Genomic DNA, 26,078 nt, shown 5'->3' on the forward strand with positions numbered 1-26,078 from the left:
CCATTTCCCTCCCAACCCGGCCACGGGGATAAGGAGTTCCTGGCATGGCACCACGAGCACGAGAACTGACACCCGACCGTTCCGCCCGGCATCTCTTCGGGTCGGAGATGCGACGCCTCCGCGAACAGGCCGGCATGAGCCTGGAGAGCCTGGCGGGTGTGGTGAGGTACGCGAAGAGTTCCCTGGCGCGGTACGAGACGGCGGACGCGATGATCCCCCCGGACCTCGCGGAGCGCCTGGACGCGGCGTTCGGTACGGACGGGCTCTTCGTGAAGCTGTACGGCCTCGCGCGGAACGAGTTCCACCCGGACCAGTTCCGGCGGCTGATGGAACTGGAGAGGAGGGCGCGGCTGATCCATGAGTATTCCGGCCAGCTGGTACCGGGCCTCGTCCAGACGGAGGGGTACGCCCGCGCCCTGTTCCAGCTCCACTATCCGCGAGCGACAGAGGACGAGATCAACGAGCTGGTGGCGGCGCGTATGAGCCGACAAAGCCTGCTCACCGCCGACCCGGCACCTGACTTCTGGGCCGTCCTCGACGAGGCGGTGTTACGACGGCCCTTCGGCGGACCCGCCGTCATGCGGGAGCAACTGGCCCGCCTGCGCGACCTGACACTGACCCCCACGACCGTCGTGCAAATTCTCCCGTTCGCGCATGGGGGGCACGCCATGGTCGGGGGCTCGGTGAAGCTGATGACTCTCGGAAACGGCGAGCGAATGGTCTGGGAGGAGAACAGCGTCACCGGGACATTGATCGAGGAAAAGGATGTCGTGACGGCGCGTCAGCGGGCCTACGATCTGTTGAGGGCAAGTGCCCTGTCGCCCAAGGAGTCGGCGGCCATGATCCAGTCCGCAATGGAGGCGCTACCAACATGAGCACCATCCCCGAGCTCATTCACACCGTGTGGGTCAAGTCGTCGTTCAGCGGCACCGGCGGCAACAACTGCCTTGAGTGGGCGCCCGGCCACACCACCTCCACGGACCTCGTCCCGGTCCGGGACAGCAAGAACCCCACCGGCCCCGCCCTCCTCCTGACCCCCACCGCCTGGTCCACCTTCGTCGCGTTCGCCGCGCGTCAGGCGAACTGACCAGGTCACCCATGTCCGGCGGCGATCGCCTGGTCAGCGATCGCCTTGAACGGCCGGCGGCTGCGTCCCCGTCCGCGACAGCAAGCCACCCTCCTCCTCACCCCCACCGCCTGGACGCCCTTCGTCGCGCACGTCGCCGCGTAGAAGACGCCGGGCAGGGCCGGTCCTACGCACGCGACGCGGTGATCTCCACGTTCGCCTCGTCCACGCGCAGCAGCTTCACCGTCACCGTGACCGTCTCCCCGCCCGGCCCGCCGTACGTGCCCCTGCCGCCCTCGCCGAGGGTCATCGAGCCCGAACCGCCCGTCGGGTACGCGGTGCGCAGCCGTACCACCCTGTTCTTCACCCAGGCGGTCAGCTTCGTGTCACCGACCTTGATGTCCACCGGATCCGGCGTGAGCCGGACCTCGCACTTTCCGTCCGCGCAGGCGGCGAAGTCGGTGCCGTCCGCCGGTGGGGGCAGCTGAGGGGACGGGTCGGCCGGCCTGACCGGTCGTCCCGCCGCCGGTGTCGGGACACAGCGGGGCGCCAGGTGGTACGCGGCCGCCAGCTCCGGGTTTTTGTCGGCGAGCGCGGGCAGGTCGGGGCGCGGCTGCTTCAGGGACGCCAGCAGCGCGCCGACCCGTTTCGCGCGTTCGGTCTTCTCCGCCGGGGACAGGCTCGTCAGCGCGAAGTAGTCGGAGAGTCTCGTGACCTCGGGGCGGATCTCGCCGACGCCCGCCGCCAGTTGCGCGCGCAGGCGGTCCGCGGCGGGGATGCCCGACGGCCGCAGTCCGGCGTACCCGGCCGCGACGGCTTCCACGGAGGACGAGGCCCAGTTCAGGTAGCTGTCGGCGGTGAACCCGGCGTCGGGGCGGTAGGGCGGGCCGGGGACGGGGTCGGGGGCGGACGCGGGGGCGTGGGCGCTCGCGGGGTCGTTCGTGGGGTGGGCGAGTTCCTTGATCTTCCGCGCGCTCTGCTTCCGGGTCGCGTCGAGGGTCGCGGTGGTGGCGCACATCGTGTCGGTCCACACGACCAGCGCCCGGCTGGGGGCGGTGGCGGTGGTGAGGGCCGGTTTGTCGTCCGTACGAGCGGGCGCGGCGTCCTTGCCCGGGACGCAGCCGCTCACCAGCGCCAGGCCGGTGACGAGCGCGAGCGCCGCGCCCGAGCGGCGACCGGCTGCCCGTACCTCTGTCCGTACCGTCTTGAGCATGCGAGATCCTCTCCTGGTCCGGGTGCGGAGCGTAGCGAGAGGTTGCCGTGTGTGGTCGCGATGCGCGATTTCCGGTGGTCACGTTCACTCGTCAGGAGGGACGGCGGCGGCGCGGGTGGACGGATGGAATAGCCGGAGGGGGGTGCCCGTTGTACGGGGCAGAATCGGTTTAAGATTCAACCAATAGCCACTGAGTGACCAGCGAGAGGTGAGCACGATGCAGTTCGGGATCTTCACGGTCGGCGACGTCACGCCCGACCCGACCACCGGACGGACACCGAGCGAGCACGAGCGGATCAAGGCGATGGTCACCATCGCGCGGAAGGCGGAGGAGGTCGGGCTCGACGTCTTCGCGACGGGGGAGCACCACAACCCGCCCTTCGTCCCGTCCTCGCCGACGACCATGCTCGGCTACATCGCGGCCACCACCGAGCGGCTGATCCTCTCCACGTCCACCACCCTCATCACCACCAACGACCCGGTGAAGATCGCGGAGGACTTCGCGATGCTCCAGCACCTGGCCGACGGCCGGGTGGACCTGATGATGGGGCGCGGCAACACCGGCCCCGTCTATCCGTGGTTCGGCGAGGACATCCGGCAGGGCATCCCGCTCGCCATCGAGAAGTACGCGCTGCTGCACCGGCTGTGGCGCGAGGACGTCGTGGACTGGGAGGGAAAGTTCCGTACGCCCCTCCAGAGCTTCACGGCGACCCCCCGGCCGCTGGACGGCACCCCGCCGTTCGTCTGGCACGGCTCGATCCGCTCGCCCGAGATCGCGGAGCAGGCCGCGTACTACGGAGACGGCTTCTTCGCGAACAACATCTTCTGGCCCAAGGAGCACTACCAGAAGCTCATCCGCCTCTACCGGAAGCGGTACGCGCACTACGGGCACGGCACGCCGGAGCAGGCGATGGTGGGGCTGGGCGGGCAGGCGTTCATCCGGAAGAACTCGCAGGACGCGGTACGGGAGTTCCGGCCGTACTTCGACAACGCGCCGGTCTACGGGCACGGCCCGTCGCTGGAGGAGTTCACCGAGCAGACGCCGCTGACCGTGGGCAGCCCGCAGGAGGTCATCGAGAAGACGCTGACGTTCCGGGAGTCCTTCGGGGACTACCAGCGGCAGCTGTTCCTGATGGACCACGCGGGGCTGCCGCTCAAGACGGTGCTGGAGCAGCTCGACCTGCTGGGCGAGGAGGTCGTACCGGTGCTGCGGGCGGAGTTCGCCAAGAACCGGCCGGCGGAGGTGCCGGACGGTCCGCTGCACCCGGCCGCCGCCGCGGCCCGTACCGGCTCCGACACCAGGGAGGTCTGACCATGGATCCGACCAGGGAAACGCTGAAGATCGTCGCCGTGTCGGCGGGGCTGAGCAAGCCGTCCTCGACGCGCCTGCTGGCGGACCGGCTGGCGGAGTCGGCGACGTGGGAACTGACCGCCCTGGACGTCAAGGCGGAGGTCACGGTCGTCGAACTGCGCGAGCTGGCCGTCGACATCGCGAACCACCTGGTCACCGGATTCCCGTCGGCCGCGCTGCGGACGGCGCTGGAGTCCGTGACCGGGGCGGACGCCCTGATCACGGTGACGCCGGTGTTCGCGGGGTCGTACAGCGGGCTCTTCAAGTCCTTCTTCGACCTGGTCGAGCCGGACGCGCTGCGCGGGACGCCGGTGCTGCTGGCGGCGACGGGCGGGACGGCCCGGCACTCGCTGGTCGTGGAGCACGCGATGCGGCCGCTGTTCTCGTACCTGCGGGCGCTGACGCTGCCGACGGCGGTCTTCGCGGCGACGGACGACTGGGGCGCGGGGGCGGACACGTACGGGGGCGGGCTGCCGGCGCGGATCGAGCGGGCGGGGGCGGAGCTGGCGCGGCTGGTGGCGGGCTCCCGGGCGGGTTCCGGCTCAGGGGTCGGGCCGGGTTCCGGCGGGACGGGGCGGAATGCCCCGGGCGACGGGGACGCTGATGATGCCGACGAGGTGGTGCCGTTCGAGCAGCTCCTCGCGAACCAGACGGGCACGACCAGAACGACCAACCGGTAGGAGAGCACGACATGAGCACCACCCCCAGCCCTTCCTCCACCTCCACCTCCACTCCCACCAGCGGGATCGTGGTCGGCGTGGACGGTTCGGAGCCGTCCTTGAAGGCCCTGCACTGGGCGGTACGGCAGGCGAAGCTGACCGGCGAGCAGGTGACGGCGGTCATCGGGTGGGAGTACCCGGCGACCGGCTGGGCGGCGATGCTGCCGGGCACTCCGGCGGAGTTCGACCCCGAGTCGCTGGCGCGCCAGATCCTCGACGAGACGCTGGACAAGAACCTGGACGACACGGTCACGGCGACGATCGAACGCCGCGTGGTGAACGGCCCGGCGGCCCAGGTCCTGATAGACGCCTCCAAGGACGCGACACTGCTGGTGGTGGGGGAACGCGGTTACAGCGGCTTCACGGCGACCCTGCTCGGCTCGGTGAGCCTCCACGTCACCCAGCACGCGAAGTCCCCGGTGGTGGTGGTCCGGGGAGACCACACCGGGAGCTGACCTGCCTGTACGCATGTGCCTCGCGGCCCGCCCGGGAGTTGTCCGGGGGGCCGCGAGGTCGTGTGGGGGTGTTCCGGGTGCCTCAGGGCTCGTGCATGTAGAAGAGGTAGAACGTCACCAGCGTCGTACTGACGCCGAAGGTCAGGCCGATGCCCGCGGACAGCAGCACGCTGTGCTGGGTCAGGCTGTAGAGGAAGCCGATCGCGCAGCCGACCAGGACGCCCCAGGCGCCGGCGCGCAGTTCGCGAATCAGACGGTGCTGGACCCGTACCAGACCGTAGATCAGCCCGGTGAGGACCAGCCCGGACGCCAGGGCGAGGGCCAGCTGCCCGAAGTTGGCGGCGCCGCCGCTGCGCGCGATGAACTGCGCGTAGATGCCGTACGCGGTGCCGAAGAGCAGCGGCACTCCCCAGCCCCGGAGCGAGATGTGCGGCCGGGTGCGGATTGCTGCGTGTGCCATGGCAGGAGGCTCCTTCCCCTCACACCCCCCACCACTCCAGGGCACACCAGCCGTCCGTGACCGGCAACTCAGGAGGGGTGGGGGCGACGGGCGGCGTCTTCGGAGACGTGGCTTCCCAGCCTGTTCGAAGACGTGGCTTCTCAGCCTCTTCGAAGACGTGCTCCGGAGCCCGGCTCCGCCGCCGCTCACTGAGTCGGCGGCGCACCGCTCGCGCCGCCCCGTCCCGCCGCGTTCCCTTGAGACGTGCGGACCCTCTCCCATACCCGCCCCGCCCTCCCCACCCGTCCCTCCTCCCCCCTCTCCACCGCCCTCACCGCCGTCTCCGCCGCCGCCCTGATCGTCCTGCTGACCGTGCTCGTCCCGGTGAGTTCGCTCGCCGCCTGGTCCGAGCTGGAGATCGGTAACAGCGACCGGTTCGTCGCCACCATGAAGCCGCTCGCCTCCGAACCCGCCGTGCAGGACGCCGTGGCCGACCGCATCACGCAGCAGGCGATGCGTCAGATCGACGTGGGTCCGCTGGAGGGTCAGGTACGGGACCTGCTCCACGACGCCGTACGGTCCTTCACCACCACCGCCTCCTTCCGGGCCGCGTGGCGGACCGCGAGTCTGGCCGCGCAGTCCGCCGCGAACCAGGTCCTCACCGAGGACACCGACAAGGCGGTGACCCTCGACCTGGCGCCGGTCACGGAGCAGGTGAAGCGCCAACTGCGGGACGACGGGGTGCCGTTCGCGGACCGGATTCCCGTACGGCACACGGAGATCACGGTCCTCAAGGCGGACGGGCTGGGCGGGCGGCGGGACGTGGTGCAGGGGATGCGGACGGCGGGGATCTGGCCGGCCGTCGGGACGGTGGCCGTCGCGGCCCTGGCGGTGGCGGGGGCCGCGTTCCGGCGCCGGAAGGGGCGCGGGCGGCGGGCCCGGCGGGCGCTGGTGGTGGCCGGCACGGGCTTCGCGGCCGGCGGGCTGCTGCTGTTCCTCGCGGTGGGGGCGGTACGGGGCTACACGCTGGACGGCCTGCCGAACGACGGCGACCGGGCGGCGGCGGCCGCGGTGTACGACGCGCTGACCTCGTCGCTCCGTACGGTGTCCTGGATCGTGCTCGCCTCGGGGCTCGCGGTGGCGGTGGTCTGCTGGTTCGCGGGGACGGGGCGGGGCGGGCGGCTGTGGCCGTGGCGGGGCGTGCGTGGGCACGGCTGAACCCCCCGCTCGGCAGCGCTGAACGGCTCGCTCGGCACTGCTGAACGGCTCGCTCGGCACCGCTGACCGCCCTGCTCGGCGCCGTCCCGCGCACCGCCCCGCACCCCGTCCCACCGGGCGCTTTACTTAGTCTTTATGCCAATTCTTTCGTCCCAAATTTCCCTTTTGGGCCATTTGGCGCATGGTGGGGATATGAGCCAGAACACAGCACACAGGCCCCCCCACACGGGCATGGGCAACGGATCGAGCGCGAGCAACGGAACTGGCATGGGTACCGGGACCGGAGCAGGCACCGGTATGCACGCGGGAAGGACAGCGAGCCGCTGGGTGGGCGGAAGCTTCATGGCGGGGATCCTGATGCTCGTCGCGGGTGCCACGGAGATCCTCCAGGGCGCCGTGGCGGTCAGGTCGGACAACGTGCTGAACCGTGTGACCGGCTACGCCTACGCGTTCAACCTGGACGCGTGGGGCTGGATCCACATCGGGCTCGGCATCCTGGTCGCGGTGGTCGGCCTCGGCATACTCGCCGGGTCCAGGCTCGCCCGCTGGGTGGGGCTCGGACTGGCGATGGTGAACCTGGTCGCCCAGTTCATGTTCCTCTTCTACCAGCCGGTCTGGGCCGTGGTGGGCATGGCGCTGTCGGCGTTCATCATCTGGGCGCTGACCACGGACCGGGTGACGTCACCTCAGATGCGGTGACCCTCGGAGCCGTACCAACTGATTGACCGTCGAACCCTTCGTCCGTCACTACGGGCATACCTAGGGACAGCAGCCTCTTGGCTACTGTCCCTGTATGCGTGCCCGGTACGGCACGGCGTGCCCCACCGGGCGACAGCCCACCGAGCGAGAGCCCACGAGCGACAGCCCACCTGGCGACAGCCCACCGAGCGAGAGGCCGGCCCCTTGGACAGCACGGGCAGCGACACCGTCGTCCCGCACCAGCTCGGCCACCCCTCCTCCGCGCCGCCCACCGCGCGCCCGGCCCACCAGCGGCTCCTGATCTGGGCCTGCGCGCTCTTCCTCGCCGCCGCGACCCTGCTCGTCGGCTGCCGCGCCGCCGGCGTGGACGCGGTCACCCCCGTACCGCAGCTGCTCGCCTTCCTCCCCTGGCTCCTCGTCCCGGCCGGGGCCGCCCTGCTGCTCACCGCCCTGCTGCGCTGGCGCGCCGGGGTGGTCTGGGCGCTGGTGCTGCTGGCCGGGACGGGGTGGTTCGTGCGGCCGTACGACGCGGGCGCCGCCGGGCCGCGCGGTCCGGTGCTCGCCCGGGTGGACGTGCTGACCTCCAATGTCGAGTTCGGGCAGGCGACGCTCGGCCTGATCGCGGCGATCCGCCGGGAGAAGCCCGACCTGGTCTTCGTCCAGGAGTGCGAGTTCGTCTGCGCGCGGCTGCTGGACACGGAGATCCCGCGCTCGGCGTACCCGTACCGCCACGTCGTGGAGGCGAGCGGCGCCGAGGGGTCCGCGATCTTCTCCGTCTTCCCGCTCACGCACACGGCCGGCGTCGACGGCACGCTCGCCATGCCCGGCTCGGACGCGCGCGTCGGCGGCCGTACGGTCGCGCTCCAGCTCGCCCACCCGCTGCCGCCCGTTCCCGGCGGGGTCGACGACTGGCGGGAGGAGCTGGGCCGGGTCCGTAACTACGCCGCCGCGCACCGGCGGGGGCCCGTCATCCTGGCGGGCGACTTCAACGCGACCCGCGACCACGCCGCCTTCCGGGACGTCCTCGACGCGGGCGGGCTGCTCGACAGCGCCGCGCTGGGGGGCGCGGGCCGTACCCCGTCCTGGCCGTCGGACGCGCCGCGACCGCTGGGCGCGCAGATCGACCATGTGCTGGTCAGCGAAGACTTCTCGGTACGGGACGCGCGCTTCCTGGACCTCGCGGACACCGACCACCGGTCGCTGCTGGTGAGCTTGGAGCTGCACGGCAAACAGCGCGCAAAACAGCGCGCGGAATAGGCACCACCGAGGTGCGCTCGCGGTCGGGGATTGCGAGGATCGGAGACATGAGCACCCCGCAGAGCGGCGACAACCAGATCTTCCAGAACATCAACGACCTGGTCGCGGAGGAGCGCGCGCTGCGCGACCGTTCGACCGATCACCTCGGCCTCGGCGCCGAGGACCGCGAGCGGCTCCGCGCGGTCGAGGTCCAGCTCGACCAGTGCTGGGACCTGCTGCGCCAGCGGCGCGCCAAGTCGCAGTACGGCGAGAACCCGGACGACGCGGCGGTCCGCCCGGCGAGCGAGGTGGAGGGGTACCAGGGGTAGGGAGCGGTGGGGGTGTCCCGCTGGGGGCGGCGACAGGCGAAGCTGACCGCCATGGGAGAGAACCCGAAGTCCCGGCCGTGGTCCCGGCGCCGGTCAGAGCCGTCGTCCCGGCACCCGCCCCGGCCGTCGTCCGGGTCCCCGTCCCGGCGCCCCGGTGCCGTCGCGCGGCGCAGGGCCGCCGCCGCGGCGGCGCGGCTCTCTCCGCCCGCCTGGCTGCTCGACAACCTCCGCCCCCAGCCCGCCCCGATCCGCTGGCCCGCCGTCGCCCGCGCCTCCGTCGCCCTCGCGGCCCCCCTGGCGGTCGGCTTCGGCACCGACCAACGCGCGAACGGGGCGCTCGTCGCGCTCGGCGCCCTGAACGGTGTCCTCAGCGACACCGCCGAGGCGTACCGGATGCGGATCCTCCACGTGGCGGTCCCGCAGTTCTTCGGCGCCGTCGGCGTCACGCTCGGCACGCTCGTCTTCGGGCACGAGTGGGCCGCCGTCGGCGTCCTCGCCCTCATCGCGCTCGTGTCCGGCATGATCTCGTCCATCGGCGCGGTGGCGTCGTTCGCCGGGCTGCTGCTCCTGCTCAACGCCGCCGTCGGGGCCGGGCTCGACCTGCCCGCGCCGTGGTGGAAGCCGCCGCTGCTGATCATGCTCGGCGGCCTGTTCGTCCTCTTCCTCTCGCTGCTGGCCTGGCCGTTCCGGGCCGGCGTGCCGGAGCGGGCGTCGGTGGCGGGGACGTACCGTGCCACCGCCGATCTGCTGGCGGCCTCGGCCGCGCCCGACGCGGAGTTCGACGGCCGCCGCCGGGCCGTGACCCTCGCCCTGAACCAGGCGTACGACCTCCTGCTCGCCCGCCGCGCCCGCGACCACGGCTGGCGGGGCCCGCTCGTACGGCTGCTCGCGCAGCTCAACGTGATCATCCCGCTGGTCGAGGCGGCGCACCTGCGGGGCCGTACGCCGCCGCCCGAGGTGACGGCGGCCCTGCGGCACCTGGCGGACCTGGTCGCCGAAGGCCGTACCGGCGCGGGCGTGCTCGACCTGCCACCGCCCAGGACGGCGTCCGACCGCGCCGTCGACACCGCGCTGCGGCACGTCGCGGCGGTGGTGCACGAGGCGGACGGCGATCCGGGCAACCCCGCCACCCTGGACGACCGGCTCGGCCGCCCGGCGGCGCTCTCCGTCCGCGTCCGCCGCGCGACGCGGAGCGTCCTGTTCTCGGAGGCGTCCTGGCGGTACGGGCTGCGCCTCGCGCTCTGCATCGGCCTGGCGCAGACGCTGGTGGCGGTGATCCCCGTACAGCGGTCGTACTGGGTGGCGCTGACCGTCACCTTCGTACTGAAGCCGGACTTCGGTTCGGTCTTCTCGCGCGCGGTGCTGCGCGCGCTGGGCACGGCGGTGGGGCTGGTCGTGGCGGGGGTGGTGCTGGCGGAGGTCCCGGTCGGGTGGTGGGACGTCCTGGTCGTCGCGCTGCTCGCGCCGCTGATCCCGGCGGTGTCGGCGAAGGGGTACGCGTTCCAGACGGCGGCCATCACGCCGGTGATCCTGCTGATCTCCGACGTCCTGAACCGGCAGGGCTTCGACCTCGTGGTGCCCCGGCTGGTGGACAGCCTGATCGGGTGCGCGATCGTGCTGGTCGCGGGGTATCTGCTGTGGCCGGAGAGCTGGCACACCCGCCTCGGCCACCGGTTGGCGGACGCGGTGGAGGAGACGGCGGAGTACGTGCGGCGGGCGTTCGGGATGCCCGACGCGGCGGGGAGGACCGCCGGCCAGGCGGAGGTGGAGCGGGCGCGGCGGCGTATCTACCGGGACCTGTCGGCCGTACGGTCCGAGTTCCAGCGCGCGCTGACCGAGCCGCCGCCCATCGGCAGGCGGGCGGCGGCCTGGTGGCCGCTGGTCGTGGCGACGGAACGGATCGTGGACGCGACGACGGCGGCGCGGGTGCGCGTCTCGTACGGCGCGAGGCCGCCGGCGCCGGCGGAGGCGGCGGATATCGCGGACGAGCTGACGGCCATGGCGGGGCGACTGCGGTCGAGCGAGGTGCTGGTGGAGGTACGGGGGGAGGTGGGGGCGGGGGCCGGCGCGGCCGGGGCCGGGGCGGCCGGGGCCGGGGCGGCCGGGGCGGCCGGGGCCGGGGACGGGGCGGCCGGGGAGGCCGGGGCCGGGGACGGGGCGGCCGGGGCGGCCGGGGCTGGGGAGGAGAGCGTACTGGCGGGGCTGCGGCAGGAGGTGGGCGCGGCGAAGGCGATCGCGTCGCCGGGGGCGGGTCCTCCGGGGGCGGGGGCGGGTCCCGGGGCGGGTTCGGGTGCGGGGCCGGAGGCGGGTGCGGGTCCAGGGGCGGGTGCGGGTCCGGGGACGGACGCGGGGGCGGGTCCTGGGGCGTCGCTCACGTGAGGGTGGTGTCGGTCGACACCTTCAGGGCTACCCAGACGCACTTGCCGGGGCCGCGCCGGGGCGTCACCCCCCAGTCGTCCGCGAGCGCGGCGACGAGGGCGAGACCTCTGCCGCACTCGTCGTCCAGGTCGGGTTCGGCGGTACGGGGCCGGGGCAGGTGGTCGCCGGCGTCCTCGACCTCCAGCCTGAGCAGCCCCTCGGCGCGGTGAAGGGTGACGGCGATCTGCCGTCCCGGCGGGCTGCCGTGGCGCAGGGCGTTGGTGACGAGCTCGGAGAGGAGCAGGGCGGCGATGGCGGCGGTGTCGCCTGTCAGCTCCGTGCACCTCCGGAGGGCGTCCCTGGCGCGGGGGACGCTGCGGGGGTGGCGGGGGAAGCGGAAGGTCACGGAGCGGTCGTAGCGGGGGCGGGGGTCGCCGTCGAGGTTCATGGAACTGACCTTCCCTCCGACGACCGGTTTTACTTTCCGTCCAACAAGGGTCACGGAGGGTGAGGCGTTGCGGGGCGGTTCGCGGCGGTTCGCTCTTGTCCTCAATCGCCGGACGGGCTTGATGTGCCCCTGGGGCGTGCGCTCCGTGCGGGTCACGGCTGTCCTCAAACGCCGGACGGGCTGGATGTGCCCCTGCGGGCCGCGCTCGGTGCGGGTCACGGTCGTCCTCAAACGCCGGACGGGCTGGATTTTGCCCGCTGCGGGGCACTGTTGTCCTCAAGCGCCGGACCGGCTTGATATGCCCCTGCGGGCCACGCTCCGTGCAGGTCACGGTCGTCCTCTAACGCCGGACGGGCTGGATTTTGCCCGCTGCGGGTTGTCGGTCATGCGCGGGCGGGACCGAGGCTTCCAGCCCAGCCGGCACCATCAAGCCCGTCCGGCGCTTGAGGACACCCTGACCCGCGGAGGTCGCAACCCGCACGGGGCAGCAGGCCGCACCATCAAAGCCCGTCCGGCGATTGAGGACGACCGTGACCCGCGGAGGTCACCAGCCGCGGGGGCCCGCCGGGCAGCGCCGTCGAAGCCCGTCCGGCGATTGAGGACCCGCGGAGGTCGCCGCCCGCGCGGGCGTGGTCGGCGGGATCGAGCCCGTCCGGCGATTGAGGACACTGTGACCCGCAGCCCGTCGGCTCAGTGGCCCTGGAGGCGGTCCATTTCCCGGCGTTCGCGCTTCGTGGGGCGCCCCGCCCCCCGGTCCCGCGCAGCGATCGGCGCCACGAACTCCTTCGGAGGCGGCGGCGGGCTGTTGTCCACGAAGCACTCCACCGCCACCGGCGCCCCCACCCGCTTGCGGACGATCCGGGACACGACCACCACCCGGTCCCGCCCCGCGTACCGCAGACGCACCTCGTCGCCCACCCGAACCGCGTGCGCCGGCTTGACCCGCTCGCCGTTCACCCGGACATGGCCCGCCCGGCACGCGGCCGCCGCCTGGGAGCGCGTCTTGGTGAGCCGTACCGACCAGATCCAGGTGTCCGCCCTCGCGGAGCCCCCCGTGTCCGCCCTCGCGGAGCCAACGCCCATACCGGCGCCCGCACCGGCACCGGCACCAGCACCGGCGCCCACCTCGGCGGACGCCGTCCCGTCCGGTACCTCCGTCGAAGAAGCCATGCCGCCAGCCTAGCGAGACCCCACCCGTCCCGGACCGCCCCGGACCGCTCCGTACACCGCAACAAGTCCGCAACGCATCCGTCGCACCTCACCGCGCACTCGCGGCTACTATGCGCTCGATCTCCCATTTCCGCGGCCGGACCGATCCTCAGACGCACTTCCGGAAGCAGTGAACGCCATGCGCAGCAACTCCGGCAGAGGGCTCCAGCCCAATGTCCTCGGTACGTTCGACACCATCGTCATGGCGGTCGCGGGCAGCGCCCCCGCCTACTCGCTCGCCGCCACCACCGCCGTCCTCGTCGCCTCCGTCGGACTCGCCGCGCCCGCCGCGCTGCTCTACTGCGCGATACCCATGCTCGGCATCGTGCTCGCGTACGGCCGCCTCGGCCGACTCGACGCGAACGCCGGTGCCGCGTACTCCTGGGTGGGCCGGACCCTCCACCCCGCGCTCGGCTTCCTCTCCGGCTGGGCGCTCGTCGTCTCCGCCACGATCTTCATGGTCGCCGGGTCGCTGCCCGCCGGCGCGATGACCCTGGCGCTCTTCGACACCGGTCTCGCCAACAACACGAGCCTGGCGCTGCTGGTCGGCGGCGGCTGGTTCCTGATCATGCTGCTGGTGGTCCTGGGCGGCGCCCGGCTCACCGTACGGGCGCAGCTCCTGCTCTCCGGCGTGGAGCTGGCCCTGCTGCTGATGTTCGTGCTGGCCGCCCTCGCCCACCACGGCGCCGCCGTCGCCTTCGACTGGTCGTGGCTGGGGTTCGGCCACTTCGACGGTACGTCGGGCTTCGCCTCGGGCGCCCTCGTCGCCGCCTTCTACTACTGGGGCTGGGACGTCACGAGCAACCTCAGCGAGGAGACCCGCAACAGCCGCAGGACCGCCGGGCTCGCCGCCCTCGTCGGCATGGGCATCGTCTTCCTCCTCTTCGAGGCGTTCACGATCGCCGTCAACGTCATCCTCACCGAGGACCAGATCATGGCGGGCAGCGCCAACGTCCTCGGCATCCTCGGCGAAGCCATCTGGCCGGGTGTCGGCGGCAAGCTGCTGATCGTGGCCGTGATGCTGTCCACCGTGGCGACGCTGGAGACCACCCTCATCCAGGTCACCCGCTCGCTGTTCGCGATGGGCCGCGACCGTACGATGCCGTCCGCGCTCGGCCGCGTCCACCGCACGTGGAACACCCCTTGGGTCGCCATCACCGCCGTCGGGTTCGTGGCGTTCGCCCTGCTCGCGGCGGCGAGCGCGCTCGGCTCGGTCACCGAGATCCTCTCCGACGCCGTCACCGCCATCTCCCTCCAGATCGCGGTGTACTACGGCCTGGCCGGCATCGCGGCCGTCGTCGCGTACCGCACGGTGATGTTCCGCTCCCCCGGCGACTTCTTCTTCGGGGTGCTCTGGCCGCTGCTCGGCGCGCTGTTCATGTTCTGGATCTTCTTCGAGTCGCTGAGCGAGCTGACCACGACCGCGCTCACCATCGGGATCGGCGGACTGGCCGCCGGCCTGGCGCCAATGATCTGGTACTGGCGCAAGGGCAGTTCGTACTACCGCCCCGCGAAGCTGGACGCCGCGCGGGTGCCGGACGGCCCCCGCCACGAGCCGTACGCGGACTCCGCCGCCGGCCGGCCCGGCCGCCCCGACCGGTCCGACCGGGCCGGCGAGTCCCTGTCGACCGACTTCTGACGGGGACGGGACCGCAGCCATGGCGGAACACCGTCACCGCGCGCCCGGCAGGAGCCGCACACCGGGGAAAGGGCGCACACCGGGGAAAGCGCGCCCGCCCGGGAAGCAGGGCGCGCCCGACTTCGACCCGGACTTCGGCGACCTGCCGCTCACCGAGGCGCGCCAGGACATCGTCATCGGCCGCTGGCAGGGGGTACGCGACCTCCTGCGCGCCACCGGCACCGACTGGCCGCGCCGGACGCACCGTCAGCGGATCCTGTCGCACGCGGCGGCGGGCAGTTCGGCCGTGGAGAACTGGCGGGCGGCGGAACCGGACAGTCCGGACGCGGCGGTGCTGCGGGCGGCGACGGAGGTGGTACGGGTCTTCGACCACGCGATCGCGGCCGGGCGCGGCATCGGCATCGACCGGGCGCGGCTCGACGGCGCGGTCCTGACCTGCCTGGACGCGGCCGACGCCAGCCCCGCCGACCCGATGCCGTGGGTGTCGCTGCTGACGGTCGCCCGGCTGTACGAGGGCGGGATCGCGCAGAGCGAGCTGCGGCGCTGGTGGGACGAGATGCGGCGGCGCGACCCGTACAACATGGAAGGGCATGTGCAGCTGCTCCGGTACTTCTCCGCGCGGTGGCACGGCACGCACGGCCGGATGTACGACTTCGCCCGCGACGCGGCGGGCGCGGCGCCGCCGGGGTCGTCGCTGTCGGTGCTGGTGCAGATCGCGCGGGTGGAGGAGTTCCGGTACGGGGCGGAGGCGGCGCGGGGGCGGCGGCCCGTACGGGACTTCGGGCAGCACTGGCACCACGAGCTGGCGGTGACCGAGGTGCGCAGGACGTTCGAGCGCTGGATCGGCGGGCGGGCGGCGGGGCCTGTCGTACCGGAGGAGGTCGGGGAGCTGAACTACCTGACGCACGCGGCGTGTTACGCGGGGCTGGACGACGAGGCGCGGGCGCTGTTCGCGCTGCTGGGCGCGCGGGCGGCGCGGGTGCCGTGGTCGTACACGGGGGACGCGGCGGAACAGTTCACGGCGTTCAGGGCGGCGCGGCTGGAGGGCTGAGGTACGGGGTCACTTGGCTCACGTACGACCGGGCTGACGTACGGCCGTCACTTGGCTCGCGTACGACCGGGGTGGCGCCGGTCCGAGTCGGCGCCACCCCGGGGCGGATCGGGCAGGTCAGACGCCGATGTCCCGGCCGTCCTTGCGCCACACCGCGACCACCGACGGACGGACGATCCTGCCGGGTCCGTCCGGCCACGCGCTCGCGGGCTTCTCGACGCTCGCGCCGTCGAGCTCCCCCGGGTGCTGGACGGCGACCAGGACGCGGCGGTCCTGGATGATCGGCCCGCAGGTCTCCGCGCCGTTCGGCATGGTCAGGAACTGCTTGAGCTCACCACGCCGTTCGCCCTGCGTCGCGACGCCGAACAGGCCGTCGTGCGTGCCGAGCGCGTTGCCGTCCGTCGAGATCCACAGGTTGCCGTGCGGGTCGAAGGCGACGTTGTCCGGGCAGGAGATCGGGCTGACCTTGTCCTTGGGGAAGCCCGCGAAGTACGTCGCCGGGTCCTTCGGGTCGCCCGCGACCAGGAAGAGGCGCCAGGCGAAGCCGTCGCCCGCCGGGTCGTCCCAGTTCTCGGCCAGTTCGAGGATCTGGCCGTGCTTGTTGGCGTTGCGGGGGTTGGCCTCGTCGGCGCCCGCCTTGCCGGCCTTGCCGCGGTCGGTGTTGTTCGTCAGCGCGATGTAGACGCGGCCGGTGCGCGGCGAGGGCTCGACGTCCTCGGGGCGGTCCATCTTGGTGGCGCCGACCTTGTCGCCCGCGAGGCGCGTGAAGACGTACACCTCCTCGGCGGTCATGCCGGGGACGTGCGAGACGTCGCCCGTGGCGAGGGGGATCCAGACGCCGGAGCCGTCGAACTCGCCGTCCGCGGGGAGCTTGCCCGTACCGTCGAACTCCCCGGCCGGGGAGTCGCCGGTGAGCTTGGCGACGTACAGCGTGCCCTCGTCCAGCAGGGTCAGGTTGTACGCGTGGTCGGCGCGGCTGCCGCCCTTGCGCATGCGCTTGGAGGAGACGAACTTGTAGAAGTAGTCAAAGCGTTCGTCGTCGCCCATGTAGACGACGGGGCGGCCGTCGGCCGTCAGGCGCGGCTGCGCGGCCTCGTGCTTGAAGCGGCCGAGGGCGGTGCGCTTGCGGGGCGTGGACTCCGGGTCGTACGGGTCCAGCTCCACGACCCAGCCGAAGCGGTGGACCTCGTTGGGCTCCTGCTTGACGTCGAAGCGCTTGTCGAACAGCTCCCACTTGCGCTCGGTGGCGCCGGTGCCGATGCCGTAGCGCAGGTCGGTGGTGCTGGAGGCGTTGGCGAAGTACTGGTTGAAGTTCTCCTCGCCGTGCAGCGTGGTGCCCCAGGGGGTGGTGCCGCCCGCGCAGTTGTTGAGCGTGCCGAGGACCTTGGTGCCCGTACGGTCGGCGGAGGTACGGAGCAGTTCGGAGCCGGCGGCCGGTCCGGTGAGGCGGAACTCGCTGGTCGCCGTGAGGCGGCGGTTGAGCTGGTGGCGGGTGACGGCGGTGAGCTTGCCGCTGCCCCGGTCCTCCTCGACCACGACGACGGACAGGCCGTGCGCGGCCCAGGCGATCTCGACCTGCTCGCGGGTGGGCGCGGCGGCGTTGTAGCCCTTGAACATCAGGATCTCGTCGGTGTACTCGTGGTTGGCCACGAGGACCTGACGGCCGCGCTCGCCCTTGAGCGGGAGGAGGCTCAGGAAGTCGTTGTTGTAACCGAACTGGCCGGCCTGCGCCTTGGCCGTCTGCTTGTCCGGGTCGAAGGCGGGGGCGCCGCGGAGGATGGGCTCGCCCCAGCGGATGACGACGTGCTGGCTGTAGCCGGCGGGGACGGTGACCTGGTCGGCGAGGTTGGGCGCGACGGGGGTGAAGCGGAGGCCGCGGGCGCCGTCGGGGGTGGGTGTGTGGCCGTGGCCGTGGCCGCCGGTGGCCGCGGCGGCGGAGGCCGGGGTGTCACCGGTGCCGACGGCGAGGGCGGTGCCGGTGGCGGCGGCGACGGTCACGATGCCGGCGGCGCGTACGAGGGAACGTCTCGACAGGGCACCGGCGATGACGTCGCCGAGGTACTCGTTGTCGGTCTTGTTCGGGACCTCGTGGAAGCAGGCGTCGCCGCAGCGGTACTTGCAGGTGAGGGCGGAACGCCCGCCCGGGTGTGACGATGAGCCGATCAGCGGCAGAAATGTGCGCACTTTACCCCTCCGATGGTGCGTGAACTCGCACGTGGTCGCGTCGCCGGGGAGGCCGCCGGGCAGGTCGCCGTGCCCCGGTCCTCGCCCTGACAATCCGACAAGGTGTCGGGATGTCCCGGCGGTGACGCTAGGTGCGGTGGCCACCACGGTGGCGGCCTGGGGGTAAAGGGCGGATGAACGCGGGGCGGACGGATGGTCATGACAGACCCATGGCTGTACCACGTGTTGGCGGTGTTGATGGTGGGGTTGTCGTTGCCGGGAGGTACGTTGACGCTGACGCCGGCCGCGCACATCTGCGGCCGCTGATCGCTCACCCGATCGGATGCCGGGTCCGACGCCCGGTCCGACCCTGCCGAAGATCGCCGGGGGCGGCCGCTAACCTTACGTATCCGCCCTGGCCAGGGATGCCGCTTTCCCGGGGGCGGGCACGCACCCAACTCATCTGAAAGGCCTCGCCCATGGGCATTCGGAGCTTGCTGCGCAAAGTGTTCGGACGCGACCGTGCGGAGGAGCGTCCCGAGTCGTCGGCAGCGTCCGTCCCGCCCCAGGCCGACCGTACGGAAGCGGTGTCGACGGCGGAGCCGGTGACGGCGTCTGCGACGGCGTCGGCCTCTGGCTCCGCCTCGACCTCCGCCTCGGCGAAGGCGTCGGCCGCCGGTCAGTCGACGACGGTGCCGACGCCTTCGCCCTCGCCCGCGCCCGCGCGGAAGACGCCCTCGCCGGAGGACGCGGCGGCGGAGCTGGTGGCGGCGGCGTTCGACAACCCCCGCCCCCCGAAGCAGGACCCCACGGTCCCGGCCCAGGCCACCCGCCCCCAGGAACCCCAGCCGACCCCGACACTCCCGACCCAGAAGTCGACGGAGCCGTCGGAACCGACGGCGGGGCCGGAGCCGACCGCGCCGGACGACGACCACACGGCCGAGGCGACCCTCGCAACCCCCGAGGCCGACACCAAGCCGACCGAGAACGCCGACGCGACCGACCCGGTCGCGCTGAACAGCGACGACACCGCCGCCGAGGCGGTCGCGTTGGACACCGACGACCAGACGGCCAAGGCCGCCGACACCACCACGAGCGCGCCGGTCGCGACCGACCCGATCGCCCTGAACGACGACGACACCGCCGCCGAGCCCAAGACGGCACCCGCAGCCGCAACGACCCCCGTAGCCGGGGCCACTGACGGACCGACGGCCGACACAGACGTCGAGCAGGTCTCCGCCCCAGAGCCCGTCGCGGTGGCGAGCACCACGGACACCACACCGGTCGCGACCGACCCGGTCGCGCTGAACACCGACGACACCGCCGCCGAGGCGGTCGTACCGACGCCCGAGACCGACACCACGCCGGTCGCGGACACCGACGACCAGACGGCCAAGGCGGCCGACGCCACCACGACCGACCCGGTCACGCTGGGCAGCGACGCCGCCGTCGGCGCGGACAAGGGTGACGAGGTCGCCGAGGCGGTCGACACCGCGCCGCTCGTGACCGAGCCGGCCGCGCCGACGGCCGACGCGGACGCCTCCGCCGGGGCGGTCCTCACGACGCCGGACACCACGCCGGTCGCGACGGACCCGATCGCCCTGAACAACGACGACACCGCCGCCGAGGCGGTCGTACCGACGCCCGAGACCGACACCACGCCGGTCGCGGACACCGACGGCCGGACGGCCAAGGCGGCCGACGCCACCACGGACACCGCACCGGTCGCGACCGACCCGGTCGCCCTCAACAACGACGACCTCGTCGCCGAGAACGAGACTGCGCCCGCCGCCGCAACGACCCCTGTAGTCGAGGCCGCTGACGGACCGACGGCCGACGCGGACGTCGAGCCCGTCTCCGCCCGCGAGTCCGTCGCGGTGGCGAGTACCCCGGACACCACACCGGTCGCGACCGACCCGGTCGCGCTGAACAGCGACGACACCGCCGCCGAGGCGGTCGCCTCGGACACCGACGACCAGGCGGCCAAGGCGGCCGACGCCGCCACGACCGAGCCGGTCGCCACCGAACCCATCGCCCTCAACGACGACGACCTCGCCGCCGAAACGTCCGCCCCCGCGGACATCGCCGACGCCCCCGTCAAGGCGGTCGCCGGAGGCCGCGGCGCGGACGTCGGGAGCGAGCCGGGCGTCGACCTCACGGCCCCGACGCCGACGCCCGAGCCCGGCGCCCTCGCGGACACGGCGAGCACCGCCGCCACCGCCGCCACCGCGAGCACCGCCGGCACCCTGCCCGACGCGCTGCTCGCTCACCACTCCGCCGCCGGCGACGCGCTCCGTGCTCGTGGGCTCCAAGGGGTTCGCGCCGTCGTGTATCTCGTTCTCGACCGGTCCGGGTCCATGCGGCCCTTCTACAAGGACGGCAGCGCCCAGCACCTCGGCGAGCAGGCCCTCGCCCTCGCCTCCCACCTCGGGGACGGGGACACCACCGTCCACACCGTCTTCTTCTCCACCGACATCGACGGCACCGCCGACCTCTCCCTCTCCTCCTACGAGAACGTCGTCGACCAGACCCACGCGCGCCTCGGCCGTCTCGGCCGTACCAGCTACCACCGCGCCGTCGAAGAGGTCGTCGCGCACTACGAGAAGTCCGGCGCGACGGACCCCGCGTTCGTCGTCTTCCAGACCGACGGCGCCCCCGACGCCAAGCAGCCCGCCCGCCAGGCCCTCGTGGACGTCGCGGGCAAGCCCCTGCACTGGGCCTTCGTGGCCTTTGGGGAGCACGACTCCAAGGCGTTCGACTTCCTCCGCAAGCTGGGGCTCGACAACGCCAACTTCACACACGCGGGCCCCACCCCCCGCGAGGTCCCCGACGCCGACCTCTACCGCGACCTCCTCGCCGGCTGGAACCCCGCGAAGCCGTAGCCCGACGAGGAAGCCCACCGCCGCCGGCCCCGCGTCCCCCCGCGCGACCGGCGGCGGTCCGCTTTGACCGGCGGCGGTCCGCTTTATGGATGTGAAGCCACCACCACCGGCCCTATACCATTTCGACCATGGCGGCCACTGGATCCGAAGAGCAGGGTGGGAAGGCGTATTACGTCACCACCCCCATTTACTACGTCAACGACGCTCCTCACCTGGGCCACGCCTACACGACCGTCGCAGGGGACGTGCTCACCCGCTGGCACCGCCAGCGCGGCGAGAAGGTGTGGTACCTCACCGGCACGGACGAGCACGGTCAGAAGATCATGCGCACCGCGGAAGCGAACGGCGTCACCCCGCAGGCCTGGTGCGACAAGCTCGTCGAGGAGTCCTGGAAGCCCCTCTGGGAGCACCTGGACATCGCGAACGACGACTTCATCCGTACGACGGAGAAGCGGCACACCGACCGGGTACGGGAGTTCGTCCAGGACCTGTACGACAAGGACGAGATCTACAAGGGCGGCTACGAAGGCCCGTACTGCGTGGGCTGCGAGGAGTACAAGCTCCCCGGTGAACTGATCGAGGACCCCGACGGCGTCAAGCTGTGCGCGATCCACAAGACACCGGTGGAGATCCTCAAGGAGGAGAACTACTTCTTCAAGCTCAGCGCGTGGGGCCCCAAGCTCCTCGCCCACTACGAGGCCAACCCCGGCTTCATCCAGCCCGAGTCCGCCCGCAACGAGGTCGTGAACTTCGTCAAGCAGGGCCTCCAGGACCTCTCCATCTCCCGCTCGACCTTCGACTGGGGCGTCCCGGTGCCGTGGGACGAGAAGCACGTCATCTACGTGTGGATCGACGCCCTGCTGAACTACGCGACGGCCGTCGGCTACGGCGCCAACCAGGAGAAGTTCGACACCACCTTCCCCGCCGACGTGCACCTCGTCGGCAAGGACATCCTCCGCTTCCACGCGATCATCTGGCCCGCGATGCTGATGGCGCAGGGCCTCCCCGTACCGGGCAAGGTGGCCGCCAACGGCTGGCTGCTGGTCGGCGGCGAGAAGATGTCCAAGTCGAACCTGACCGGCATCAAGCCGCAGGACCTCACCTCGCACTTCGGCGTGGACGCCTACCGCTGGTACTTCCTGCGGGCCATCGCCTTCGGCCAGGACGGGTCGTTCTCCTGGGAGGACTTCAGCGCCCGCTACACCTCCGAGCTGGCGAACGACTACGGCAACCTCGCGTCGCGCGTCGCCGCGATGGTCGGCAAGTACTTCGGCGGCAGGCTGCCGGAGGCGACGGCGTCGGGCGACGCCGAGCAGGCCGTACGGGACGGGCTGGCGAAGGCCCTCGCCGAGGCGGACCGGAAGATCGGTGAGGAGCTGGACTTCGCGGGCGGGATCGCGGCGGTGTTCGACTTCGTCAAGCAGGTCAACGGCTATCTGACCGAGCAGGAGCCCTGGAAGGTCGCCAAGGACACGTCCGAGGCGGGCCAGGCCAGGCTCGCGACGATCCTGTATACCGCCGCCGAGGCTCTGCGCGGGGTCGCGGTCCTGCTCAACCCGGTCATGCCCGGGACGTCGCAGAAGCTGTGGGACTCCCTCGGCGCCGCCGAGTCCCTGGGCGCGCTCGCGGACCAGCGGGTCCAGGAGGCGGCGGACTGGGGCCGCCTCGCGGTCGGCACGACGGTGACGAAGGGCGCGGTGCTCTTCCCCCGCCTGGAGGAGAAGCCGGCGTAGGGCGCGGGGGCGGCGCGGGTACGGTGCGTACGGGGCAGGGGGGTACGGGGCCGGAGGTACGGGCCGCACGTACGGGCCCTCCGCGTGGGCCGTACCCGCGGCGCGTGCGTGACCGTACCCGGGGCCGTACGGGGGCGGCGTGTTCCCCCGTACCGCCCCCTCACCGGGCCAGCGACGCCTTGTCCCCCATCACCACCACCGGCCGCTTCCCCGGGTCCAGCGTTCGCAGCAGTTCCTTCATCCGGGGGCGCGCCAGCGACACGCAGCCCTGGGTCGGGCCTCCGTGGTCCACGTGGATCCAGATGCCGCCGCCCTTCTCCTCGCCCAGGGGGCGGCCCAGGTGGCGGGGGGTGTGGCCGGGGCGGCGGTTGTAGTTGATGGCGACGACGTAGTCGAAGGACCCCGCCAGCGGCTCGTCCTCGAAACCGGTGCCGGAGATCGCGTAGTCGGAGGAACGGTCGTACGGGAGTCTCGACCCCGGGTCGCGCAGTTCGCCGCCCGCGTCCGTGAGGCCGAACACCCCGATCGGCGAGCGCCGGTCGCCCGCGTCGTGGTCGTCGGTCCAGCCGCGCAGCCCGTTGTGGGCGGGCCACGGGCCCGACACGACCTGCCAGCCCGCCACCGGGTCCCGCTCGTAGACGAGGACGGTCGTGCGGTTGGAGTTCCGGGCGCGGCCGACGGCCACGACGGCCTGGTTGCTGTCCTCCGGGAGACGCGCGCGGGTCTTCGGCCCCAGGCCGGGAATCTCGGCCGGTACGTCGGTACGGAGGACCTCGGCGCCCCGGTGCTCGGCGGCGGCCCGCCGGGCGGGCGGGCCCCCGGCCGCCACGGCCTCCGCCGGCCCCTTCCCCCGCGAGTCGGCGTCACCCCGGTCGGGATCGGGCGCCGCGCACCCGGTGAGCAGCGGTCCGGCGGCCAGCAGTCCGGCGGCCAGCAGCACGCCGACGAGGTGCGCCGGACGCGTCGAACGGGAGCGGGGTCTCATTTCGCCTTCCGGGGGAGCAGCAGCGAACACAGACGGTGCGTCGGTCGAGCGATGGAGCGGCCGAGCAGTCGAGCGGTCGAGCGGTCGAGCGGTCGAGCGGTCGAGCGGTCGAGCCGACACGGCCACAGATGCGCACAAAGCGGCATGCACCAGAGCATCTCACCTCACGACGTTTCATCCATACATAAAGTCACCATAGACGTCATATGCGTGACGCCCCGAGAACTGACGCGGAACCGGCGGCGCGGAGCGCCTGAACGGGGGCGGGTTGCCGCCGCTACTCAGGCCGTCCTGAGTGGGAGTGCTCATGCCCGCCGCGCCCGGCGCGGCGAGGATCGGTGCAGCGGCGCCACCGAGAGCGCCGAACCGATCCCGCCGAAACGACCATGGAGAAGCCCTCATGTCCCGTCGCATCGTTCTGTCGCTCGCCGCCGCCGTCGTGGTGCTCGGAGGCGCCGGCGCCTTCGCGTTCGCGCACACCGGGGAGCAGCCGCTCTCCCTGACGCAGAGCACGGCCCGCTACACGGCACCCGACGGCGGGCGCGACGGTTCGCTGACCTTCACGACCGAGGTGACCTCGGCCTCCGGGGTGAAGGACGCCAAGGACGTGAAGGACGTGAAGGTCCTGGCCTGGCCGGCGAAGTCCTCCTTCGCGAAGGACGGGCTGACCGCCAAGGACATGGCCGCGGTCGAATCGGCGGTCTGCGAGCCGTCGGGCGAGGACACCCTGCGGTGCACGTACACCACCCCCGTCAGCGGCGCCGACGCGGCGGAGTCCCCGCGCGGCACCTGGCACGTCGCCGTACTGGTCGAGGCCGCGAACGGCACGACCACGCTGGACAACAAGGCGGCCGACTTCACCGTGGCATGACCGGTGCGGCGCAGGACGGGCCGGCCCCCGGGCGCCGCACGGGCCGGCCCCCGGAACCTGGTGGTTCCGGGGGCCGGGGTGATCGAGGCGTTCGCCGGCGCCTCGGAGCCGTAGCCGTACCGCCGCCGTTACTCGCCCGGCTTCGCGGCCGACTTCGCGACCGGCTTGCGCAACGCCACGTTCAGCTCCCGCAGGCGCGACTCGTCCAGCTCCGTCGGCGCGCCCATCATCAGGTCCTGGGCGTTGCCGTTGAGCGGGAACGCGATCGTCTCGCGGATGTTCGGCTCGTCCGCCAGCAGCATCACGATGCGGTCGATGCCGGGGGCGATGCCGCCGTGCGGCGGGGCGCCGAGGCGGAACGCGCGCAGCATGCCCGCGAACTCTTGCTCGACGGTGTCGCGGTCGTAGCCGGCGATCTCGAAGGCCTTGATCATCAGCTCGGGCTCGTGGTTGCGGATCGCGCCGGACGACAGCTCGATGCCGTTGCAGACGATGTCGTACTGCCACGCCAGGATGTCCAGCGGGTCCTTCGTCTCCAGGTCGGACAGGCCGCCCTGGGGCATCGAGAACGGGTTGTGCGAGAAGTCGATCTTCCCGGTCTCCTCGTCCTTCTCGTACATCGGGAAGTCGACGACCCAGCAGAACCGGAAGACGCCCTCCTCGAAGTGCCCGGCGCGCTTGGCGGCCTCGACGCGGACCGCGCTCATGATCTTGGAGACCTCACCGAACTCGCCCGCGCCGAAGAAGATCGCGTGGCCGGGGGCGAGGGAGAGGCGCTCGGTGAGGACCTTGACGTTGTCCTCGGTGAGGAACTTGGCGATCGGGCCGCTGAGCGCGCCGTCGTCGCCGACCCGCACCCAGGCCAGGCCCTTGGCGCCCAGGCCCACGGCGAAGTCGCCGAGGCCGTCGAAGAACTTCCGCGACTGGCCGGCCGTGTCCGGCACCGGCAGGGCGCGCACGTGCTTGCCGGCGAACGCCTTGAAGTCGGAGTCCTCGAAGACGTCCGAGATGTCGCTCAGCTCCAGCTTGGCGCGCAGGTCCGGCTTGTCGTTGCCGTACTTGACCATCGACTCGCGGAACGGGATCCGCGGGAAGGGCGAGGTGACCTCGCGGCCCTCGCCGAACTCGGTGAACAGCTCGGTCATGAGCTTCTCGATCGGCCGGAAGACGTCCTCCTGCTCGACGAAGCTCATCTCGACGTCGAGCTGGTAGAACTCGCCCGGCGAGCGGTCCGCGCGGGCGTCCTCGTCGCGGAAGCAGGGCGCGATCTGGAAGTAGCGGTCGAAGCCGGAGACCATCAGCAGCTGCTTGAACTGCTGCGGGGCCTGCGGGAGCGCGTAGAACTTGCCGGGGTTCAGCCGGGACGGCACGACGAAGTCGCGGGCGCCCTCGGGGGAGGCCGCGGTGAGGATCGGCGTGGCCATCTCGTTGAAGCCGAGCGCGGTCATCTTGTGGCGGATGGCGGAGATGACCGCCGTACGCAGCATGATGTTGCGGTGCATGCGCTCGCGGCGCAGGTCGAGGAAGCGGTACTCCAGGCGCCGCTCCTCGTTGACGCCGTCCTCGGCGTTGATCGTGAAGGGCAGCGGGCCGGCCGCGCCCAGGATCTCGACCTCCGAGACCTCGATCTCGATCTCACCGGTCGCGAGGTCCGGGTTCACGTTCTCCGCGCCGCGCGCCGAGACCGTGCCGTCGATGCGGACGACGGTCTCCTTCGTGAGCCTGGACAGCTCCTCGTTCGCGGCGGTGCCGGGACGGGCGACGAGCTGGACGAGACCGTAGTGGTCCCTCAGATCGATGAAGAGGATGCCGCCCAGGTCTCGGCGATTGTGCAGCCAGCCGCTCAGCCGGACGTCGGTGCCGACGTCAGAGGCGCGGAGCTCGCCGCAGGTGTGGGACCTGTACCGATGCATCGTCTTTCATCCAGTCTTCGCAACTCGGGGTCATGGTGGTTGAACAGCGCTTGTGTGTGACCGCCATAACCTTATCGCCCGCCGCCGAGGCCTCCTCATTG

General features: G+C 72.2%; 22 protein-coding genes. 15 read left to right on the top strand and 7 right to left on the bottom strand.

Features of this window, described 5'->3' with window-relative positions:
* Positions 1-44 precede the first annotated feature (44 nt).
* Together ACIODU_RS02005 and ACIODU_RS02010 are read left to right on the top strand one after the other, a co-directional pair.
* Positions 45-875 (top strand): helix-turn-helix domain-containing protein, encoded by an 831-nt coding sequence (locus ACIODU_RS02005; RefSeq protein ID WP_401762835.1) that lies wholly within the window; start codon positions 45-47, stop codon positions 873-875.
* Positions 872-1,087 carry a DUF397 domain-containing protein gene (locus tag ACIODU_RS02010; protein WP_401762838.1) on the top strand — a complete coding sequence of 72 codons (216 nt, stop codon included), beginning with the start codon at positions 872-874 and terminating at the stop codon, positions 1,085-1,087. Before ACIODU_RS02005 ends, ACIODU_RS02010 begins: the two co-directional genes overlap by 4 nt.
* Positions 1,088-1,253: 166 nt before the next feature.
* On the opposite strand, the gene ACIODU_RS02015 is transcribed toward ACIODU_RS02010, so the two are convergent.
* The gene (locus tag ACIODU_RS02015) at positions 1,254-2,279 is read right to left on the bottom strand and encodes a hypothetical protein (protein ID WP_401762841.1); all 1,026 of its coding nucleotides are present in this window, start codon (positions 2,277-2,279) and stop codon (positions 1,254-1,256) included.
* A 217-nt stretch (positions 2,280-2,496) separates the two neighbouring features.
* Here ACIODU_RS02015 and ACIODU_RS02020 point away from each other — a divergent pair, with 217 nt between their 5' ends.
* The 3 genes from ACIODU_RS02020 to ACIODU_RS02030 are packed head-to-tail and all read left to right on the top strand — an operon-like array spanning position 2,497 to position 4,804.
* On the top strand, positions 2,497-3,591 hold the full coding sequence (locus tag ACIODU_RS02020) for an LLM class flavin-dependent oxidoreductase (protein WP_401763500.1): 1,095 nt from the start codon (positions 2,497-2,499) through the stop codon (positions 3,589-3,591).
* Positions 3,592-3,593: 2 nt separating this feature from the next.
* The gene (locus ACIODU_RS02025; protein WP_401762844.1) at positions 3,594-4,310 is read left to right on the top strand and encodes an FMN reductase; all 717 of its coding nucleotides are present in this window, start codon (positions 3,594-3,596) and stop codon (positions 4,308-4,310) included.
* Positions 4,311-4,321: 11 nt separating this feature from the next.
* Positions 4,322-4,804 carry a universal stress protein gene (locus ACIODU_RS02030; RefSeq protein ID WP_401762846.1) on the top strand — a complete coding sequence of 161 codons (483 nt, stop codon included), beginning with the start codon at positions 4,322-4,324 and terminating at the stop codon, positions 4,802-4,804.
* Positions 4,805-4,886: 82 nt separating this feature from the next.
* On the opposite strand, the gene ACIODU_RS02035 is transcribed toward ACIODU_RS02030, so the two are convergent.
* Positions 4,887-5,264, bottom strand: coding sequence for a hypothetical protein (locus ACIODU_RS02035; protein ID WP_356418332.1), 378 nt, complete (start codon positions 5,262-5,264; stop codon positions 4,887-4,889).
* Between the two features lie 243 nt (positions 5,265-5,507).
* Here ACIODU_RS02035 and ACIODU_RS02040 point away from each other — a divergent pair, with 243 nt between their 5' ends.
* The 5 genes from ACIODU_RS02040 to ACIODU_RS02060 all read left to right on the top strand — a co-directional run bounded on the left by ACIODU_RS02040 (position 5,508) and on the right by ACIODU_RS02060 (position 11,104).
* Positions 5,508-6,461 (top strand): hypothetical protein, encoded by a 954-nt coding sequence (locus ACIODU_RS02040; protein WP_401762849.1) that lies wholly within the window; start codon positions 5,508-5,510, stop codon positions 6,459-6,461.
* 342 nt (positions 6,462-6,803) lie between these two features.
* On the top strand, positions 6,804-7,160 hold the full coding sequence (locus tag ACIODU_RS02045; RefSeq protein ID WP_237531260.1) for a hypothetical protein: 357 nt from the start codon (positions 6,804-6,806) through the stop codon (positions 7,158-7,160).
* A 204-nt stretch (positions 7,161-7,364) separates the two neighbouring features.
* Entirely contained in the window at positions 7,365-8,417 is a 1,053-nt protein-coding gene (locus ACIODU_RS02050) for an endonuclease/exonuclease/phosphatase family protein (RefSeq protein WP_401762853.1), read from the top strand.
* A 47-nt stretch (positions 8,418-8,464) separates the two neighbouring features.
* Positions 8,465-8,725, top strand: a complete 261-nt coding sequence (locus ACIODU_RS02055) for a DUF2630 family protein (protein WP_356418328.1) — start codon at positions 8,465-8,467, stop codon at positions 8,723-8,725.
* Positions 8,726-8,776: 51 nt separating this feature from the next.
* Positions 8,777-11,104: an FUSC family protein gene (locus ACIODU_RS02060; RefSeq protein WP_401762856.1), complete on the top strand. Its 2,328-nt coding sequence runs from the start codon at positions 8,777-8,779 to the stop codon at positions 11,102-11,104.
* Here ACIODU_RS02060 and ACIODU_RS02065 read toward each other — a convergent pair.
* Both ACIODU_RS02065 and ACIODU_RS02070 read right to left on the bottom strand, forming a co-directional pair.
* Entirely contained in the window at positions 11,097-11,531 is a 435-nt protein-coding gene (locus tag ACIODU_RS02065; protein ID WP_356418324.1) for an ATP-binding protein, read from the bottom strand. The genes ACIODU_RS02060 and ACIODU_RS02065 overlap by 8 nt on opposite strands.
* Before the next feature lie 690 nt (positions 11,532-12,221).
* Positions 12,222-12,701: an RNA-binding S4 domain-containing protein gene (locus ACIODU_RS02070; protein ID WP_401762859.1), complete on the bottom strand. Its 480-nt coding sequence runs from the start codon at positions 12,699-12,701 to the stop codon at positions 12,222-12,224.
* 178 nt (positions 12,702-12,879) lie between these two features.
* Here ACIODU_RS02070 and ACIODU_RS02075 point away from each other — a divergent pair, with 178 nt between their 5' ends.
* Positions 12,880-14,379 (top strand): APC family permease, encoded by a 1,500-nt coding sequence (locus ACIODU_RS02075; protein ID WP_401762862.1) that lies wholly within the window; start codon positions 12,880-12,882, stop codon positions 14,377-14,379.
* 19 nt (positions 14,380-14,398) lie between these two features.
* Complete coding sequence (locus tag ACIODU_RS02080) at positions 14,399-15,430, top strand: hypothetical protein (RefSeq protein ID WP_401762865.1); 1,032 nt, start codon at positions 14,399-14,401, stop codon at positions 15,428-15,430.
* Positions 15,431-15,547: 117 nt separating this feature from the next.
* On the opposite strand, the gene ACIODU_RS02085 is transcribed toward ACIODU_RS02080, so the two are convergent.
* On the bottom strand, positions 15,548-17,614 hold the full coding sequence (locus tag ACIODU_RS02085; RefSeq protein ID WP_401762868.1) for a PhoX family protein: 2,067 nt from the start codon (positions 17,612-17,614) through the stop codon (positions 15,548-15,550).
* A gap of 458 nt (positions 17,615-18,072) precedes the next feature.
* On the opposite strand from ACIODU_RS02085, the gene ACIODU_RS02090 reads away from it, so the two are divergent.
* On the top strand, positions 18,073-20,475 hold the full coding sequence (locus tag ACIODU_RS02090; RefSeq protein ID WP_401762870.1) for a VWA domain-containing protein: 2,403 nt from the start codon (positions 18,073-18,075) through the stop codon (positions 20,473-20,475).
* A gap of 128 nt (positions 20,476-20,603) precedes the next feature.
* Positions 20,604-22,208 (top strand): methionine--tRNA ligase, encoded by a 1,605-nt coding sequence (gene metG / locus ACIODU_RS02095; RefSeq protein ID WP_401762873.1) that lies wholly within the window; start codon positions 20,604-20,606, stop codon positions 22,206-22,208.
* A gap of 160 nt (positions 22,209-22,368) precedes the next feature.
* Here the strand turns inward: metG and ACIODU_RS02100 are convergent, their stop codons facing one another.
* On the bottom strand, positions 22,369-23,193 hold the full coding sequence (locus tag ACIODU_RS02100) for a L,D-transpeptidase family protein (protein WP_401762876.1): 825 nt from the start codon (positions 23,191-23,193) through the stop codon (positions 22,369-22,371).
* Positions 23,194-23,593: 400 nt separating this feature from the next.
* On the opposite strand from ACIODU_RS02100, the gene ACIODU_RS02105 reads away from it, so the two are divergent.
* The gene (locus ACIODU_RS02105; protein ID WP_401762879.1) at positions 23,594-24,064 is read left to right on the top strand and encodes a DUF5707 domain-containing protein; all 471 of its coding nucleotides are present in this window, start codon (positions 23,594-23,596) and stop codon (positions 24,062-24,064) included.
* A 128-nt stretch (positions 24,065-24,192) separates the two neighbouring features.
* Here the strand turns inward: ACIODU_RS02105 and aspS are convergent, their stop codons facing one another.
* Positions 24,193-25,977: an aspartate--tRNA ligase gene (gene aspS, locus ACIODU_RS02110; RefSeq protein WP_401762881.1), complete on the bottom strand. Its 1,785-nt coding sequence runs from the start codon at positions 25,975-25,977 to the stop codon at positions 24,193-24,195.
* Positions 25,978-26,078 lie beyond the last annotated feature (101 nt).

The sequence above is a fragment of the Streptomyces sp. NPDC088261 genome, from assembly GCF_044740805.1.
Classification (GTDB): Bacteria; Actinomycetota; Actinomycetes; order Streptomycetales; family Streptomycetaceae; genus Streptomyces.

Excerpts from the sequence above, each read along its gene's own strand:
- ACIODU_RS02025 (WP_401762844.1), top strand. The coding sequence starts at position 3,594 with ATGGATCCGACCAGGGAAACGCTGAAGATCGTCGCCGTGTCGGCGGGG.
- ACIODU_RS02010 (WP_401762838.1), top strand. The coding sequence starts at position 872 with ATGAGCACCATCCCCGAGCTCATTCACACCGTGTGGGTCAAGTCGTCG.
- ACIODU_RS02055 (WP_356418328.1), top strand. The coding sequence starts at position 8,465 with ATGAGCACCCCGCAGAGCGGCGACAACCAGATCTTCCAGAACATCAAC.
- ACIODU_RS02090 (WP_401762870.1), top strand. The coding sequence starts at position 18,073 with ATGGGCATTCGGAGCTTGCTGCGCAAAGTGTTCGGACGCGACCGTGCG.
- ACIODU_RS02030 (WP_401762846.1), top strand. The coding sequence starts at position 4,322 with ATGAGCACCACCCCCAGCCCTTCCTCCACCTCCACCTCCACTCCCACC.
- ACIODU_RS02035 (WP_356418332.1), bottom strand. The coding sequence starts at position 5,264 with ATGGCACACGCAGCAATCCGCACCCGGCCGCACATCTCGCTCCGGGGC.
- ACIODU_RS02020 (WP_401763500.1), top strand. The coding sequence starts at position 2,497 with ATGCAGTTCGGGATCTTCACGGTCGGCGACGTCACGCCCGACCCGACC.
- aspS (WP_401762881.1), bottom strand. The coding sequence starts at position 25,977 with ATGCATCGGTACAGGTCCCACACCTGCGGCGAGCTCCGCGCCTCTGAC.
- ACIODU_RS02015 (WP_401762841.1), bottom strand. The coding sequence starts at position 2,279 with ATGCTCAAGACGGTACGGACAGAGGTACGGGCAGCCGGTCGCCGCTCG.
- ACIODU_RS02045 (WP_237531260.1), top strand. The coding sequence starts at position 6,804 with ATGGCGGGGATCCTGATGCTCGTCGCGGGTGCCACGGAGATCCTCCAG.
- ACIODU_RS02100 (WP_401762876.1), bottom strand. The coding sequence starts at position 23,193 with ATGAGACCCCGCTCCCGTTCGACGCGTCCGGCGCACCTCGTCGGCGTG.
- ACIODU_RS02070 (WP_401762859.1), bottom strand. The coding sequence starts at position 12,701 with ATGGCTTCTTCGACGGAGGTACCGGACGGGACGGCGTCCGCCGAGGTG.
- metG (WP_401762873.1), top strand. The coding sequence starts at position 20,604 with ATGGCGGCCACTGGATCCGAAGAGCAGGGTGGGAAGGCGTATTACGTC.
- ACIODU_RS02075 (WP_401762862.1), top strand. The coding sequence starts at position 12,880 with ATGCGCAGCAACTCCGGCAGAGGGCTCCAGCCCAATGTCCTCGGTACG.
- ACIODU_RS02105 (WP_401762879.1), top strand. The coding sequence starts at position 23,594 with ATGTCCCGTCGCATCGTTCTGTCGCTCGCCGCCGCCGTCGTGGTGCTC.
- ACIODU_RS02060 (WP_401762856.1), top strand. The coding sequence starts at position 8,777 with ATGGGAGAGAACCCGAAGTCCCGGCCGTGGTCCCGGCGCCGGTCAGAG.
- ACIODU_RS02080 (WP_401762865.1), top strand. The coding sequence starts at position 14,399 with ATGGCGGAACACCGTCACCGCGCGCCCGGCAGGAGCCGCACACCGGGG.
- ACIODU_RS02005 (WP_401762835.1), top strand. The coding sequence starts at position 45 with ATGGCACCACGAGCACGAGAACTGACACCCGACCGTTCCGCCCGGCAT.
- ACIODU_RS02065 (WP_356418324.1), bottom strand. The coding sequence starts at position 11,531 with ATGAACCTCGACGGCGACCCCCGCCCCCGCTACGACCGCTCCGTGACC.